This window comes from Halomonas sp. AOP22-C1-8, assembly GCF_052378905.1.
In the GTDB taxonomy this organism is placed as follows: Bacteria; Pseudomonadota; Gammaproteobacteria; order Pseudomonadales; family Halomonadaceae; genus Vreelandella; species Vreelandella citrativorans.
In genome coordinates this window covers 18,629-34,919 of sequence record NZ_JBQSYD010000008.1, presented here as the reverse complement: position 1 = coordinate 34,919, position 16,291 = coordinate 18,629, and the positions used below count along the sequence as shown (strand labels likewise).

Annotated in this window: 13 protein-coding genes; 5 read left to right on the top strand and 8 right to left on the bottom strand. The window is 56.0% G+C overall.

The genetic code is table 11. The features are described from left to right. Positions 1-15: 15 nt before the first annotated feature. Positions 16-2,064, bottom strand: coding sequence for a choline BCCT transporter BetT (gene betT, locus ACT3TY_RS06230; RefSeq protein WP_193057155.1), 2,049 nt, complete (start codon positions 2,062-2,064; stop codon positions 16-18). 204 nt (positions 2,065-2,268) lie between these two features. Further along, entirely contained in the window at positions 2,269-2,682 is a 414-nt protein-coding gene (locus ACT3TY_RS06225) for a hypothetical protein (protein WP_193057156.1), read from the bottom strand. A 245-nt stretch (positions 2,683-2,927) separates the two neighbouring features. On the opposite strand from ACT3TY_RS06225, the gene ACT3TY_RS06220 reads away from it, so the two are divergent. From ACT3TY_RS06220 to ACT3TY_RS06205, 4 genes are read left to right on the top strand one after another with little or no spacing between them, the layout of a single operon-like run. Beyond that, a complete protein-coding gene (locus ACT3TY_RS06220; RefSeq protein ID WP_193057157.1) occupies positions 2,928-3,944 on the top strand; it encodes a Bug family tripartite tricarboxylate transporter substrate binding protein in 1,017 nt (338 codons plus the stop codon). Between the two features lie 51 nt (positions 3,945-3,995). Further along, positions 3,996-4,448, top strand: coding sequence for a tripartite tricarboxylate transporter TctB family protein (locus ACT3TY_RS06215; protein ID WP_444627675.1), 453 nt, complete (start codon positions 3,996-3,998; stop codon positions 4,446-4,448). A gap of 9 nt (positions 4,449-4,457) precedes the next feature. After that, positions 4,458-5,966, top strand: a complete 1,509-nt coding sequence (locus ACT3TY_RS06210) for a tripartite tricarboxylate transporter permease (protein WP_444621532.1) — start codon at positions 4,458-4,460, stop codon at positions 5,964-5,966. A gap of 4 nt (positions 5,967-5,970) precedes the next feature. Beyond that, positions 5,971-6,981: an AbrB family transcriptional regulator gene (locus ACT3TY_RS06205; RefSeq protein ID WP_193057160.1), complete on the top strand. Its 1,011-nt coding sequence runs from the start codon at positions 5,971-5,973 to the stop codon at positions 6,979-6,981. On the opposite strand, the gene ACT3TY_RS06200 is transcribed toward ACT3TY_RS06205, so the two are convergent. From ACT3TY_RS06200 to ACT3TY_RS06175, 6 genes are read right to left on the bottom strand one after another with little or no spacing between them, the layout of a single operon-like run. After that, positions 6,950-8,353 carry a sensor histidine kinase gene (locus tag ACT3TY_RS06200; protein WP_193057161.1) on the bottom strand — a complete coding sequence of 468 codons (1,404 nt, stop codon included), beginning with the start codon at positions 8,351-8,353 and terminating at the stop codon, positions 6,950-6,952. The two genes, ACT3TY_RS06205 and ACT3TY_RS06200, sit on opposite strands and share 32 nt — an antisense overlap. Position 8,354: 1 nt before the next feature. Beyond that, entirely contained in the window at positions 8,355-9,044 is a 690-nt protein-coding gene (locus ACT3TY_RS06195; protein ID WP_193057162.1) for a response regulator transcription factor, read from the bottom strand. 15 nt (positions 9,045-9,059) lie between these two features. Beyond that, the gene (locus ACT3TY_RS06190; protein ID WP_193057163.1) at positions 9,060-9,764 is read right to left on the bottom strand and encodes a response regulator; all 705 of its coding nucleotides are present in this window, start codon (positions 9,762-9,764) and stop codon (positions 9,060-9,062) included. A gap of 17 nt (positions 9,765-9,781) precedes the next feature. After that, positions 9,782-11,182, bottom strand: coding sequence for an ATP-binding protein (locus ACT3TY_RS06185; protein WP_193057164.1), 1,401 nt, complete (start codon positions 11,180-11,182; stop codon positions 9,782-9,784). Beyond that, a complete protein-coding gene (locus ACT3TY_RS06180; protein WP_444627674.1) occupies positions 11,182-14,277 on the bottom strand; it encodes an efflux RND transporter permease subunit in 3,096 nt (1,031 codons plus the stop codon). Before ACT3TY_RS06180 ends, ACT3TY_RS06185 begins: the two co-directional genes overlap by 1 nt. Further along, positions 14,277-15,452: an efflux RND transporter periplasmic adaptor subunit gene (locus ACT3TY_RS06175; RefSeq protein WP_172117569.1), complete on the bottom strand. Its 1,176-nt coding sequence runs from the start codon at positions 15,450-15,452 to the stop codon at positions 14,277-14,279. Before ACT3TY_RS06175 ends, ACT3TY_RS06180 begins: the two co-directional genes overlap by 1 nt. A gap of 241 nt (positions 15,453-15,693) precedes the next feature. Between ACT3TY_RS06175 and ACT3TY_RS06170 the strand changes: the two genes are divergently transcribed. Then, positions 15,694-16,287 carry a TetR family transcriptional regulator C-terminal domain-containing protein gene (locus ACT3TY_RS06170; protein ID WP_444627673.1) on the top strand — a complete coding sequence of 198 codons (594 nt, stop codon included), beginning with the start codon at positions 15,694-15,696 and terminating at the stop codon, positions 16,285-16,287. Positions 16,288-16,291 lie beyond the last annotated feature (4 nt).

The following is a 16,291-nucleotide window of genomic DNA, read 5'->3' as shown; positions in this document are numbered from 1 at the left end:
TAAATGCGATCACGGTTACAGCTGTGCATTCTCCGGCGGTTCGCCGATGCTGCCAGGCATGGGTTGTACGGTGCCGCGTTCCTGGCCTGCCAGGGTCAAAAAGTGCAGGTGGCGCTCGTACTCGCCTACCAGGTCGCCAATCGCCTGGCCACGGGTATAACCGTTCAGGTCTTTATCCAGCCCGCCTTCAGCCAGATAGACATCCAGGCGCACATAGAAGTCATCGTCGGCTTCAATAAAGCTCGGTGTGCGCATCCGGTGTGGATACACCTGATAGACAAAGCTGGTGGCATCGCCAAAATCCACCTGCAGCGTTAGCCTGGGGAGCGGCTCGCCTTCCAACTGCTCTTCACTCACATTGGCGGGCTGGCCACGGCTTTCAAGCTCTTGGGCAAACTGAGTCATGGCTGGGCGAATCGAGTGCTTGATGGTTGCAGCAGCGCCAGCTCGGTTGGATGTGTCCAGGGCGCGGTCCAGGCGCTCCTTCCAATCGCCGCCTGGAGCGCTGCCGGTAATGGCGCGGCGTGCATCGGCCTTGTTGCCTTCAAGTTTTAGCGCCTTGTACATCCCCACCATGACCGCAAAAATTACCACCGAGAAGGGTAGCGCGGTAATCACTACTGCGCTTTGCAGAGCGTTAAGCCCACCGGCCATCAGTAGAGCAATGGTGATCAGGCCAATCACGGCCGACCAGAAAATGCGCAGCTTGATGGGCGCATCGTGGTTAACGTCACTTAAGATAGACGTAAAGTTAGCCAGCACCAGCGCGCCGGAGTCAGCGGAGGTAATAAAGAACACAACGCCCAGGATCGTGACAACCGCTGCCGTGATGGCTGCGTAAGGATAGTACTCAAGTAGGGTGTAAATCGTAGTTTGCGGTGTATTAAGCGCCTGCTCGCCGAGTGCTGCCACGCCCTGGTTGGCGACCAGCTCAATACCGCTATTACCCAATACCGACATCCATACCATAATGAAGGCAAGCGGTATAAACAGCGCACCGGCGACAAACTGGCGAATGGTGCGACCACGAGAAATACGCGCCAGGAAAAGACCCACAAACGGTGTCCAGGCGATCCACCAACCCCAGAAGAAGATCGTCCAGCCCATCTTCCACTCCTGGGCGCCATCATCGGTAAAGGCGTGCGTGTCAAAGCTTGCCGCCACAAAGCCGGAAAGATAGTCACCGGCGTTGTTAACTACCTTATCGAGCAGTGTCAGCGTGTCGCCTGAAAACAGTATGAACAGCATCAGGCAGAGTGCCAGCAGCATATTAAACTCGGATAAGCGGCGGATACCCTTTTCGACCCCGGTAACCACGGAAATGGTTGCCAGTATGACCACCAGGACAATCAAAAGAATTTGTACCGTAATCGTTTCCGGTACATCGAACATGTAGGCCAGCCCGTAGTTAAGCTGAATGACCCCAATGCCGAGGCTGGTGGCAATACCAAATACGGTAGAAACCACCGCCGTGATATCCACCGCGTTACCGATAGGCCCATAAATACGCTTGCCCAGAAGCGGGTAGAGCGCGCTGCGAATGGCTAGCGGCAAACGGTGGCGATAGCTGAAGTAGGCCAGCGCCATACCCATCAACACGTACAGCCCCCAGCCGGAGAGCCCCCAGTGCAGATAGGTTTGAACGACGGCGTTACGCATCGCAGCCTGGCTTTCGGGTGTCAGGTCGGGCGGTGCCAGGTAGTGAGAAATCGGTTCAGCCACGCTGAAAAACAGCAAATCAATGCCGATACCTGCAGCGAACAACATCGCAGACCAGGAAAGCAATGAAAACTCAGGCCGCGAATGATCGGGGCCCAGGCGAATGCTGCCAAACCGCGACATGCCAATCACCACGACAAAGACCAGATAGGCCACAATCGCCAGCATGTAGTACCAGCCAAAGGTGGTGCTGACCCAGGCAAGCGCTGCATTAAAAAATGCACCGGCTTGTTGGGTAAACAGCAGGGTGAGCACCAGAAATATCAATATGCCGGCCATACTGCCATGAAAAACCACGGGGTTGAGGCGGTCGCGAGAGGGCAGGGAGGGGTTGTCTTTCGCCATGCAGGCGGACTCCATTGGTTGAGACAAGTGATGAAACATTTTATTTTGAATGAACGTTCAATATAAAATACGCTGTTTAAGCGCTTACTACAAATCAGTCTTGATAGTGATAGGAAATGGTAGGTGAGGTTTTGGCAAGGCGCGCATACAAAAACGCCCGGCAAAAGCCGGGCGTCTTGACAAGACTTAACAGTAAAAAAGCGCTTACTCGCTAGCGGTTTCCGTAGCGTCTTCATGCTGAACGCGCGGGCCGTGTCTACCGTGGCCTCTACCATCCCTGTGGTGCTCGTCACGCATTTCTTTCATGGCGTTCTTTAAAGATTCACGCTCCTCTTCGGAAAGAATATCCGCAACTTTATCCTGGTGCTCTTTACGCAACGCCTGCATGGCTTGGAAGTGCTCTGCGTTTAGCTCGTTGAGGGCCGTTTGCTGTTCCTCGTTCAAACCGGCGCGGTCGTACACTTCATGGCGGCGCTCTTCCATGCGCTGCGAGAAGGTTTCGCGGTCAGCGCCTGAATGACGACCTTCATGCTGGTCTGCCTGTGCAACCACAGCAAGTGGGGTTAGCGCGATAGCCAGCAGAGCCGGGGCAAACACTTGGCGTAATGACATTTTCATAACGTACCTCTTGGTAAGTTGACAATGTCAGTATCGAGCGGGGGAGTGCAAACCGTATGCACGGAGTGTGCAATAACGGTGATGATGCGGCGGGGGGATATCTGACGTATAGCAGTTATATGGTTAGACTTTAGTTGGCTTTTTGCGTCATGCAAGGTTGGTGAAAGGTTTGTGGGATAGCTTTGTCCTCCGCAGGCAGTAGCCTGTTTGAAGACTTTATAATTCTATAAAAAAGAGAACTCGCTATGCCCAAGAAAATCTGTGCTCCGTTTAGCTTCAATATGAAATCACTACTCGCTGGTGCCACGGTTGTTGCCGCGTCACTCGCGTTAATCATGCCTACCGCTGCGGCAGATGATTATCCTGAGCGCCCGGTCAATATGGTCGTCGGCTTTGGTACCGGCGGTAGTGCTGACCGTTTGGCGCGTATTATGTCAGGCTATATCGCTGAAGAGATTGGCGTGCCAGTGCAAGTGACTAACCGTCCAGGCGCAGGAACTCAGGTCGCATCCAACTACGTGCTGAACATGCCGGACGATGGATACACCACCTATGCCTCAACCTTTGCTCCTTACCTAGCCAACTCGATTCTGACCGGTGGTGCCAACTTTAGTGTTGATGATTTTTCGTATATCAACTTTCAGTGGTTCGACCTGGATCTGATCGCCGCCAATAAAGATAGCGGATACGAAGATCTTCCTTCGTTGCTGGAAGCGATTCGCGAAGAGCGCGGCCAGGTGCGTGGCGCGGTGGTTCAAGGCTCAGCCGGTCACCTGATGATCCGTCTGCTGCTGGAAGAAGCAGGTATTCCTCAAGAAAACCTTAACCTCGTGACGTACAACAGCGGTGGTGAAGCCCGCTCAGCGGTGGCTGGTGGTCAGGTGGATTTCGTTTCTATCAGTGCACAGGGTAGTGAGGGAATTCGTGAGTTCTTGACGCCGCTTGCCATCGTGAGTGACGAGCGCATCGACCAGTGGGATGCCCCCACGATCAACGAAGCGCTGGCACCGATGGACGTAGAAGTTCCGGTACTGCAGGGCTCGATGCGTGGTTTTGCGGTCACTAGCGAAGTTGAGCGTCAGCATCCTGAGCGCTTTGAAGCACTTGCTTCAGCCATCCAGAGCGCGCTGGCCCGTAAAGACGTTCAAGAGCACCTCGAGCGTAATGAAATGGGGGGTGTTTGGATTGGGCCCGAGCGCGCCAACGAGCTGATGCGCGAAAACTACGCTGTGTTTGAAAAGTACGCACACCTGCTTAACTGATCTTCCTGTCATGGCTGGTCAACTTTCATGTGGCCAGCCTGGAGTTGAACCATGTCTGCACAGAAACGTGACTATGGGGACTTTTTAGTTCTCATCGGTCTGGCTTCCTTTACGTTGTGGTATTTGCTGGATGCGATCAGCGTCTCGGCACAACCCCAGAATTTGCTCCTGATACTGCCGCTTTCAGTCGTTGTCCTGTCGATTATTGCCATTGAGCTGGCGCTACGCCTAAAGCAAGGGACGCTATTCAGCATCGCTGCCGACGAGGAACCGTTACATCAAACGCTGCCCGTCGTAGTTCTGTTTGGTGCCTATGTGTTATCGCTCGAAACGCTCGGTTTTGATGTGGCGACCGTGCTGTTCATCGCGCTCTTTTTGATCCTCAAAGGTGAGCGTAACTGGTTAGCGGTGGTGGGCTTTAGCGCAGCGTTCGGGTTCGCCGTGGCGTTCTTCTTCTCCCAGATGCTGCCCTATCCCATGACGCTGCTACTGCTACCCAGTTAAGGAGGCAATATGATTGATTTTGGCGCAGTACAGCAGGGTCTGGACCTGCTCTTTTCTAATTTTGGCCCCTGGCTCGTGGTAATACCCGGCATTGTGTTGGGGCTAATCTTTGGCGCAACGCCGGGGCTGCAGATTTCCATGGCCATGGCGATCTTCCTGCCCATGACCATGTACATGGATTTCATTCAGGCCATGCTGTTCTTAACCGCTATTTTTACCGGCGGTTCGTTCGGCGCGGGTATTCCTGCCATTTTGATGAATATCCCGGGTACTTCATCGGCCATTGCCACCGCCTTTGATGGCTACCCGATGTCGCGCAAGGGGCAGCACAACCAGGCGCTGGGCGTGGCGTTGGCCGCCTCCGTGGTGGGCGCGCTGATGGGTTATCTCGTTCTGTTTTTCATGATTCAGCCGCTCTCCTATCTGGTGCTGAGGCTCGGCCCTTCCGAAATGTTTGTGGTCATCCTGTGGGGCATGACGCTGATTGCGAGCCTGAAGGGCGAGCAGGTACTTAAAGGCTTGGTGGCGGGCTTTGTCGGCCTCTTGGTGGGAACCATTGGGTTTAGTGAAATTGGTCTGGCGCGTGGCACCATGGGGCAAACGTATCTGCTTGATGGTATTCCGGTTATTCCTGCCATGATGGGCATGTTTGCGGCCTCAGAACTTTTCAAGCTTGCCAACAAAGGCTTCATCGTTGAATCCGCCGATTCGCGTAAGGTGAAAATCAGCGAGATATTTGAAGGCTGTAAGATGGCAATGCGCTATCCGGTTGTGATGATTCGTGGTGGTTTGATAGGTGTGTTAGTAGGGGCCGTGCCTGGCGTTGGCTCCTCGGTTTCCAACTTGCTTTCCTATATTGAAACCAAGCGTCGTGATAAAGATCCTGACTCGTTTGGCAAGGGTAACCCGAAGGGCGTGGTGGCATCAGAAGCCGCTAACAGCAGCTCTGAAGGCGGCTCAATGGCTACTCTGCTGGCGCTTGGCATTCCCGGCGGTGGTGCAACGGCGGTAATGTTGGCTGCGTTTGCCATGCATAACATCACCGGCGGGCCGCAGTTTATTCGTCAGCAAACCGATGTGGTCTACGCGATCATTTTTGCCAACTTCGCCCAGGTATTTCTTCTGGTGGTCGTGGGTCTGCTGTTTATCCCGCTGTTGGCCAACATCGTCAAAGTACCCATGCGCTACCTGATTCCCTCGGTACTGGTACTCGCGGTTATGGGATCATTTGGCTTGACCGGCAATATGACCGGCCCCGTCACTGTGCTGGTATTTGCAGTGATTGGTTGGATCTTTCGCCATTATGGCTACTCGGTGCCTGCCGCCGTTATCGGTATGCTGCTGGGCTCGCTGGCGGAGAAATCACTGCTCCATTCGTATCAAATCAGCGGCGGGGATATCACCTATGTCTTCGAGCGCCCGGTGACCTTGGGGATTCTAGGACTTCTATTGATTTCACTGTTTAGCCAGCCGTTAATGGCGCGCTTTAGTGCCTGGCGTGCGGCCAAACAGGCGTAACATAATGGCAAAAAAAACGCTGAAAACGTTAGTCTTGGGTTGCTTGGGTGGCGTTATTGCCACCCTTTTTTCATTGCCCCTGGCCTGGATGCTGGGCGCACTTTTTATGGTAATGGCGGTATCGCTTGGCGGTGTTAAAACCGGCGTTGATAAGCGCTTGCACCGTGTGGCTATTGCCCTGCTGGGACTCTTTATCGGGAGCCGCATTCAGGCCAGTGAACTGGTCAGTCTGGTGCAGTGGTACCCAAGTGTATTGGCAATGCTGGTCTATATGGGGCTTATGCTGGTGGGCGGGTACTTTATCTTTACCCGCGCCAACGTAGGGCCCATGGATGCGATGTTCTGCGCCTACCCAGGGAGCATGAATTCAGCCCTAGTGCTTGCTGAGCGCGCCAATGGCGATGTGCGCTGGATCGCTATCGCGCACTCGCTGCGTCTGGTCACCGTGGTATCCGGGGCGGCACTATTGGCAAGCTTCTTTGTGGATGATGTCACGCTGCAAAGCTCGCCCGTATCGCTCTCGCTGATGGATGCGCTGCCGCTGTTATTGGTCCCGCTTTGCTGGTGGCTTGCCCGCTTGCTGCGCATTCCCATTCCGGAGTTTTTAGGCCCGATGGCCGCAGGCGCCATCATCGCGAACCTGGGGATGGATTACTCGCTGCCCACCTGGACGGTGTTCACGGCCTTTTTGGTGCTCGGCTCTTCGGTCGGCGCGCGTTTCTCAGGAACCCACTGGTCTCAGGTAGTCAGCGTGGGGCGGTTTGGGATGGTGTATGCACTGTTTGCCCTGATTGTCGCAGCGCTCATAGCTTGGCTGGTCGCCAGCATGACCCAGCTTTCTTTTGTGGCGGTGTTGCTGGCGCTGATTCCCGGCGGCGTCGGGGAGATGGCCGTCATCGCCATGGTGATGGATATCGACCCGGTGTATGTAGTGTCGCACCATGTCTTGCGCCTGTTACTGCTGATCTTTATGACCCCGCTGGTCATTCGTATTGCAAAGCAGGCGGCTGCATAGCGGGAAACGCCACCGTCACGGCGAAACCGCCTTGTGGTCGGTTATTAAAAGAGAGGAGAGCGGCGTGGGCGGTGGCGATCTGCTCCACAATAGCCAAGCCTAAACCGCTACCGGGCGCGTGCGGATTGTGGCGGGAAAAGCGCTCGGTCAGCTTGCCAAGTTGCGCCTCTTCCACGCCGACTCCCTGGTCGCTCACCGTCAATATTACCTGTTGCTGCTGCGTTGTTAGGGCGATATCGATTGGACCCTGATAGGCTTCAGCGCCTCCCGCGTGCAGGCTGGCATTCTCAATCAGGTTAATCACCAGCCAGAGCAGCATGATCGGATCGCCCAGCACTTTGGAAATGGTATGAGGCTGATCGAACGACAGCTCCTGGCCTTTCTGATAGATGCTGGTTGCTGTTTGCGCGCAGCCATCCTGGCATATTGCCACCAGATCGACGGCTTCAAGATGGGCCTCATCCATCAGCTCGCTGCGGGTCTTGGCATATTTCAAAAGCTGTTGGACCGTATGGCTGGCATGTTCCGAGATACGCTGTATTTCAATAAGGTTGGCTCGAACGGCCGATTCCTGGGTCGTTTTTAGCGAGATTTCGGTTAGCGCACGTATTTCAGAAATGGGCGTTCGCAACTGATGGGACACATCGGCATTTAATTGCTGTGTACTCTCAATGCTGCGACGGATACGTAGCATCAGCTGGTTAATGCTGAGAATCAGTGGGCGAATCTCTTTTGGAGCGTCGTCTTCAAGCGGCTGAAGGTCATGAGAAGAGCGGCGGCGAAGCGCTTGGCTTACGGTATTAAGCGGGGCTAATCCACGATAGATCGCCAGTAGAGCGATGGTGATAGCAAGAATTCCGGCAACAATCGTCAACCCGGTGAGTGTCACCATAAAGTCATTGGTAAGCGTGTAGCGCGCCTCTTTGGACTCCGCAACGATCACTTCAATATTGATGTTCTCGCGGCCCCGGCTAAAAGGAAACGTCAGGGCGACGGCGCGTAGCTCGTTGCCCGCGTACGTCACGTCGTAAAAAACCGGCTCAGAGAGGTCAGTAGGCGGGTCGCCCAAGCCTTGAAAGCCAGCAATCATATCGCCGTCTACTTCCTGCATCCGATAGAATATTTTGCCTTCACCACGACTACCTAGGGTGCTAATACTAAAATAGTGCATATTAATGCGTAGCGCGCCGTCTACCGTGTAGATGCGTCTTTCCAAGCGCTCGGCGGCATTGAGCAGCATATCGTCGAAGGTTTCGTTAATCTGGCGTGTCAGCAATAGATAGCTTGAAAGAAGCGCCAGAAATGCCAGGGCAGTAAACGGTAAACCAATCCACAGCAGCAGGCGGCTTTTTATCGATTTGATAGCAAGCATATCAAGCGTCGGATTCCTGGTTGGGGGCTTCTTTGGGGGCTAGGTAATAGCCTAAACCGCGGACCGTTTTCAAGCCGAAGTCGTAGCCAATTTTCTTGCGGATGCGTGAAATATAAGTCTCCACCGCTGCATAACTGACCGGCTCGCCCATAGTGGAAAGTCGATCAATAATCTGGTCCTTACTGACGAGTCGATTTTGATTAATCATCAGATATTCCATTACTTCCAGCTCTCGACGGTGCAGCGTTACAGGCTGGCCATCAATTCTTAGCTCCATTGCGTCGGGTAAAAATGCCAGACGGCCACAGCTAAGTGTTTCACCACCAAAATGCTTGGCACGCCGGACCAGTGCCCGGGCTCGGGCTACTACTTCATCAAGTGAGAAGGGCTTGCAAAGGTAGTCATCTGCGCCCTCTTCAAGCCCTAAAATGCGTTGGTCCAGCGTGTCTCTGGCGGAAATAATCAGCACGGGGATAGTGTTCTGCTGATGGCGCAGTTTGCGTAGAAGGCTAATGCCATCCAATTCAGGCAGGCCCAAATCCAATACCATCAGATCGAAACCACCCTGCACGAGCATTGGGAGTGCGTGTGCGCCGTCGTTAGCGACGGTGATGTTGAATCCTGCCTCGCTAAGTGCTGTGGCCATCGAGCGCGCTAAATTGTCGTTATCTTCTACTATAAGCGCCTTCATGTTTAATCCTGCGGGTTAGCCCTCGGGCTGATATTTATACCCTACTCCATACACCGAACGAATGATCTCCTGCTCGGGGAGGGCTTCAGTGATTTTTTTGCGCAGCTTTTTAATATGGCTGTCGACGGTGCGTTCAGAAACAATCCGGTTGTCTCGGTACATATGGTCCATTAGCTGCTCACGGCTAAAGATTCGTCCAGGTGACTGCATCATTACTCGCAGCAGCTGAAATTCAACCGCGGTGAGGCCCAAGTCATGGCCGTTGGCTAGTGCCTGCCAGCCATCGTCATTCAGGGTCACCGGGGTTGAAACCGCTGCCTCAGGGGTGTGGGCCTGTTCGGCAAGTGCTTGGCTGCGGCGTAGTACCGCTTTCACGCGGGCGACTACTTCGCGGGGGCTGAAAGGTTTGCAGATATAGTCATCGGCGCCCAACTCCAACCCTAGCAGTCGGTCTACTTCCTCCACCTTGGCGGTCACCATAATAATTGCGATAGCAGGCCACGTCTGACGTATTTCCCGGCAGAGCATCAAACCATCTTTGCCGGGCAGCATGACATCCAAAAGCACCAACGTGGTGGGGTGCTGCTGCAACCAGGGTATTACATCGTCGCCATGACCCAGCGTTGCAACATTAAAACCGTGGGAGCTTAAATAATCATCCATGAGGCGGGCAATTTTTGGCTCGTCCTCAACAATCAATAGCGGGGCGTCTTGGAACATGGCGGACTCGCTTGTCATTAATGGGAAGTCAGTAACGGAAAACGTAAGGTCCAGCAAAGCCCGCCTAGCGGCGCATTGGATGCCTCAAGCGTTGCACCATGCGCAATCACCAAGGCGCTTGCAATGGATAGCCCTAGGCCACTACCGCCGCTTGCCCGATTGCGTGACCCTTCAACACGGTAAAGGCGCTCGGTAAGCCGGGAAAGCTCACTTTCCGGAACGCCCGGTGCGCTATCCTGCCAAACAATCACCGCCTGGGCACGCTCAATGTTGAGCGTTACTTGAAGTTTGCCCGGTGCATCGGTGTAGGCGCAGCTGTTATCCAACAGATTATTCCACAGCTGATGCAGTCGCTGGGCATCACCTCGAATCATTACGCCGGGGGCTATGTGCGTCGTCAGCGTAAGGCCGCTGCCATTGAGCCAGCGGTCCGCATCTTCAAGGCGGCTGGCCAGGCTGTCGCTAAGGTTCATGGGGGCCAGATGAATATCAAGCGCGCCAGCATCGCTTTGCGAAAGTAGGCGTAAATCGGCGACCAAGTGCTCAAGCTGGGCAACTTCCTGCGCCAGCGAGCTGAGGTTTTCCTGATTCAGTGGGCGAATGCCGTCCTGCATGGCTTCAATTTCACCACGTAGCACGGCCAAGGGCGTGCGCAGTTCGTGGGCGGTGTCGGAGACCCAGCGTGCACGGGCGTCACGGTTGGCTTCCAATGTGGCGGCCAGTACGTTGAAGTCCCGCGCCAAACGGGCAAGCTCATCCCGACCACGTTCAGGTAGGCGAGTATGGTAGTTGCCTTCGGTAAGCCGCCGCGTGGCGATAGCCAGTGCCCGCGTACGTCGGCTTAACCACCACGAGAGCCCGGCGGCCAGCAGCAGCGATGCTAGCCCAATCGAGATAACAATAATGACCAGGTTGCGCTGTTGCAGCTCTAGAAAGCGATTTTCCATGCGCTCCATCATCTGCTGAGGAGGGCGAAACCCTAACGAGCCAATGGCCTCGCTGTCGCTGTGAAGCGTGAGCCAGCGCCAATCGCCGGGGCCCATACGGCCATTCATGGGTGGAATCACAAACTCACCGTTTGGCGCACGCAGCGCAAAATCCTGCGCTTCGCCCAAGGGGGAGGGGCGTTCACGATGCTCCTGACCCAGTTCAAAACGCACGATATGCGGCCAGCGTTCCGGGTTGTGTTCAAGCCAGCGCCAGTCCTGCTGGGTTTCCCAGCGGGTAATCAAACCATCGGCCAGCAGCATGGCACGGCGTTCCTGGGCCTGGTTTAAATAGTCGATAAAACCACGGTCGATACTGTAGGAAACGGCTAGAAACATGGTGGCGGAAATGGCCACGTTAACGCTGAGTATGGCCGAGAACAGCTTTAGTCCTAGCCGGGAAGGACGCCAAGTGGGCAAGGTAACGGCCATCAGGAAGTGCCCTCCTGAAGAGGTTGCCGAGGCATGCTAAGTCGCTCGCGCCAGTTCTCCAGACCCAGGTAAAGGCAGGGCACCAGTATCAGCAAAATGGCCGTCGCGAAGATCATGCCAAAACCCAGCGAGATTGCCATGGGAATCATAAAGCGTGCCTGCCGCGAGGTTTCCAGAATCATGGGCGCCAGGCCCAGAAAGGTGGTAAGTGTGGTCATCATGATAGGCCGCAGGCGCCGGGTAGCAGCCGCCACAATGGCAGCGCGTGGCGCCATCCCTTCGCGCCGCTTGCGGTTGGCGTAATCAATCAGTACCAGCGCATCGTTAATCACCACGCCGGAAAGCGCCAGCATGCCCAGCAGGCTGATAATCGAAAGCCCAAACCCCATAATCATGTGGCCCACCACAGCACCAACAACGCCAAACGGAATGGCCGCAAGCACCAATAAGGGCTGCAAATAGCTTCTGAAGGGAATCGCCAACAGTGCGTAAAGGGCGGCCAGCATCAGCCACATGGCGGTGCGAAGGGCGGCCAGATTGTCGGCGGTATCTTGCTGGCGGCCGCCCAGGCTGACCTCAAGCCCCGGCCAAGAGTTTGTAAGCGTTGGGAACACGTCTTCTTGAAGGGTGGCCAGCACCTGGTTAATGGTTTGGTCGCCCTCTGAATCCGCCGTCACGGTGATAATGCGCCTGCCATCTATGCGCTGCAGGCTGCTTGAGGCTTGGCTTAAGGTAATGTCTGCCACGCGAGAAAGCGGAACACTAAGCCCGTCGGGCGTGCGTACGGGCATGCGGTAAAGTTCGTTTAAGCTCGCGCGGTCGGTTTCGGGCAGGCGCACCTCTACGCTGATCTCGCTACGCCCCACAAACTGCTCAACCGCCGTGGCGCCCTGTAAAGGTCCGCGCAGTGCCTGGGCCAGGTCGCTGCCGGTCAGGCCCAGCGCTCGGCCTTCTACGGAAAGGCGCATTTCAAGCTGAGGTTTGCCATCGCCAATCCCGCTGTCAATATCGGTTAGCTCATACTCACCAAGCACTTCGGCCAACCGGGCGGCGGCGGCTTCCAGCACTTGGGTGTCGGGGTGAGATAAGCGCAAGCTAAGCGCAGCGCCGCTGCCGGGGCCGCCAAAATCTGACTCAAAACGTACCGACTGAGCGCCAATTAAATCCCCCGCCAGCTCGCGCCATTCACCTGCAATACGTGAAGGCGGCCAGGCGTCCAGGCTGCTACTTGCGATATCGAGCCGTACCTGCAGCTCTTCGCCATCCAAGCGGCTGCGCGTGCTGCTAAAGGCTAGCGTCTCTTCGCGCTCGCTCAGCTGCTGGGCGGCGTCCAGTAGCTGTTGGCTAAGCTCTCGGCTAACGCTGATGTTGGTGCCAATCGGCAGCGTTACCGTTGCCTGAACCTGATCGGATTCGGCACGCGGCATGAGTGAAAAGCCCAACCGTCCACTCATGGACCATGCCAGCACTACCACCAGCACCGCAACACCGATGGAGACACTCAGTAAGCGTTGATTAAGTGCGCGTTGTAGAAACGGCTCAAACTGATGGTATGTGAAGTGATGCAGCCCGCCCTGCAGGCGCTGGCGCAACGCTTCCAGCGGCCGCTGCCAAGCCGGTGTTTCACGCGGTTTACGGCTATGTGCCAAGTGGGAGGGGAGGATAAACAGCGCTTCGGCCCAGGAGATCAAAAACACCGTGACGACCACCACGGGCAGAGTGGCAAACAGCATGCCCAAAAAGCCGGGTAAAAACAGCAGGGGCAGAAACGCCACGATATTCGACAAAATGGCAAAGGTGAGCGGAACGGCAATTTCACCTGCCCCTTTGACCGCCGCATCGCGCAGCGAGTAGCCTTCCTCACGATAGCTGTAGATGTTTTCGCCCACCATGATCGCATCATCCACCACGATCCCCAGCGCGATAATGAAAGCGAACATCGACATCATATTCAGCGAGACGCCGATCCAGGGCAGAAACAGCATGGCGCCCAAAAAGGCCGTAGGAATACCCAGCGTGACCCAAAATGCTAGCCGCGCTTCAAGAAACAGCGCCATGAGTACCATCACCAGCGCCAGACCCATCCAGGCATTCTTTAACAGCAGGCTTAAGCGGTCCTCGTATATTTCCGAGCTGTCGCGTGCAACGTCCAGGCTAACGCCCGGCGGTAGCCCCGCTCGCAAGCGCTCCAGTTCGCCGTAGACCGCCTCGGAAATGCTGGTCGGGGTTTGGTGGCCAATTTGATAAATGTTGACCGATAGGCCCGGCTCGCCATTGTAAAACTCTTCACGATCCGTTTCGGCAAAGCCGTTGCTCACGCGGGCGATATCACCCAGCAAAATGGGCGTGCCCTGGGCAGTGGTAAGGATTGGCAGGTCGGCAAACTCGGCGGCGCTGTTGCGTCGGCCTTGGTAGCGCACCAGCCACTCGCCTTCAGCCGTGGTGAGTTGGCCACTTGCCAGGTCCAGCGCTTCAGCTCCAATGCGGCTGGCAAGCTGCTGATGATCAAGCCCGTAGCGCTCAATAGCTTCTTCATCCAAGTGAATCTGGATCTCGCGCTCGCGATTACCCGAAAGCTCGGCGCGTGAAATACCCTCAGCGGCCTGCAGTTCAGCGCGCACATCCTCGGCGGCGTCGTGAAGGGCGGCAAGCCCAACCGAGCCGTAAACCTGAAGGCTGACCACACTGCGCGAGCCGCCCGCTAGCGTGAAGCGGGGCGGGTCGGCGGCACTGGGTAGGGTAGTGATGGCATTGACTGCCTGCTGAATATCCTGATAAACGCGCATCACATCGACGCCGTCAATCAGCGTCGCGCTGACCATACCGCTGCCTTCACCAGCGCTGGAGGTCAGCTCGTCAATACCTTCTACATTCGATACCGCCGCTTCAACGGGAAGTAGTAGGCTCTGCTCGACATCTTCTGGCGTGGCGCCGGGGTAGCTGATGCTGACCTGAACAATTTCAATTTCAAACTCAGGAAAGACCTCTTTTTTAATCGCGAGCGATGCCATAAGGCCCCCCACGATAAACAGCAGCATCAGCAGATTAGGCGCAACGCCATGGTCAATCATCCAGGCAAGCGGGCCGCGACGCATTAGCTGCTCTCCTCATCACGGGTGGGCGCATCGTTGCGCGAGCGAACGCGAACCTGTTGTCCTTCCTGGGGTTGGGCAAGTCCTGAAGTGACAACGCGCTGACCAGCCTCCAGGCCGCTGCGCACCAGCGCTTCATTTTCACCCCGATAGGCAAGCGACACCGTTGTGCTGTGTAGGCGGTCTTCATCGTCCACCCACCAAACGCGCTCGCCCGGGCGTAGCGCCGCTGAGGGCAGGGCAATCAGGTCTTCCTGCGCCTGAGTTTGGAAGGCTATTCGCATTACATCGCCCAAGCGCAGCGCGGGACCATCGGTGTCCAGCGCCAATGGGTCATTCACCGCAATCAACAGCTGTGCCTGAAGTCCGCTCTCTTCCAGATTAGGTAAGATCGATATCAGTGCGCCTTCCCGCGAAGCGCCTTCTGGCCAGCCCCGGCTGGTAATCGTGACCTGACTACCCGGCGCCAGCCATTCAAGTGCATCGCCGGGCAATGAGGCGCGCACCCAGAATTGCTCAACACCGACCAGATTAATCACCTCGGTTCCTTGGCTTAGCAGGCTGCCAGCGCCCACCAAGCGCTCTTGCACCATCGCCTTCCACGGGGCGGTCAACGTTGCGCGCTCAAGGTTGAGCGCTGCCTGGTCGCGTATTACACGTGCCTGAGTCAGTTGAGCCTGGGCCTGGCGAAGTTGAGGCTCGCGCAGGACCAGCGAGCGTCGCTCGGCGGAAAGCTGGCGCCCAAACGACTCGTACTCACTACGGGCGCGCTGCTGTTCGGCATTTTCAAGCGCCACCTGCGCTTGGGCGTTGCTTAGCTGGGCCTCGGCGTCCTCCAGGGCAAGGCGCAAATCGGCCTGGTCGATATACGCAACGGGCGCACCTTCCTCAACGACCTGGCCTGGAAAAACGCCCTCTCCAAAGCGTTCCAACTGACCTGCCACGCGGCTGGCCAGCTGGGTTGTCTGCTCGGCTTCTACTCGCCCAAAGCCGCTCAGTAGAGGCGATAGGGCGCTCTGTTCGACTGTCATGACATTGACGACAGGCGGCGTGGGTGGCGGGGGAGCCCGCCGCTCAATACGTGGCGGCTGGCTGATAATCCACCAGGCGCAGGCTAAGCCGATGGCAAACACCAACAGGGCCAGCACGGCGCCTAAACGGACACGGCCTTGTTGCATCGAGGAGAAAGAGTCATGAGGTTTTATTAACACGGAGTACCCGTTGCAAGAGCGAAAACGTAGTAAAAGCGAAAATTCCGGTATAAGAAGCGTATCATGCTAGCATCACGCACTGGCTCGCAGAGATTAGGTAAGCATTATGAAAATAGCGTGCAACTCTTCGCTAACCTAAACGCCTGCGACTTATCACGACACCTATTTCTCATAAATACCGTCCGGCCGATGAGTCTTGTGCAAGCGTATGAAAAACACCGCCACCCGCGATAAGTTAATTGATACTGGTGCTGAGCTGATTACCCAACAAGGGTATAATGCAACGGGCATTAATGCCGTACTTAACGCCTGCGGCGTGCCCAAGGGGTCGTTTTACCATTACTTTTCCAGTAAGGAAGATTTTGGCCTGGCGGTGATTGAGCGGTTTGCCAACGACTATGATGCTAGTCTGGTCGCTCTGCTTGAAGATCCGATGACACCCCCTCTTGACCGCCTGAAGCGCTACTTTGCCACCAGCCGTGCTTACATGAGCGAGCGCGACCATGCGGCCGGCTGCTTGATCGGCAATTTAGGTCAGGAGATGGCAGGGCAGAGTGTTCGCTTTCGCGAGGCGCTTAATCACGCGTTCCTGCGTTGGGAAGCACGCTTTGCTCACTGCCTGCAGGCAGCCCAGGCCCAGGGGGCTCTCACTCAAGCACTGGACCCGCATCAGTTGGCAAGCTTTATTCTTTCCGGCTGGGAAGGGGCAATTTTGCGTGCCAAGACGCTGAAGTCGGATGCTCCCATGGAAGTGTTTGAAAAGCTGCTGTTCGAGCAGGTGCTGACGTCGCCAGTTGAATGAGCAA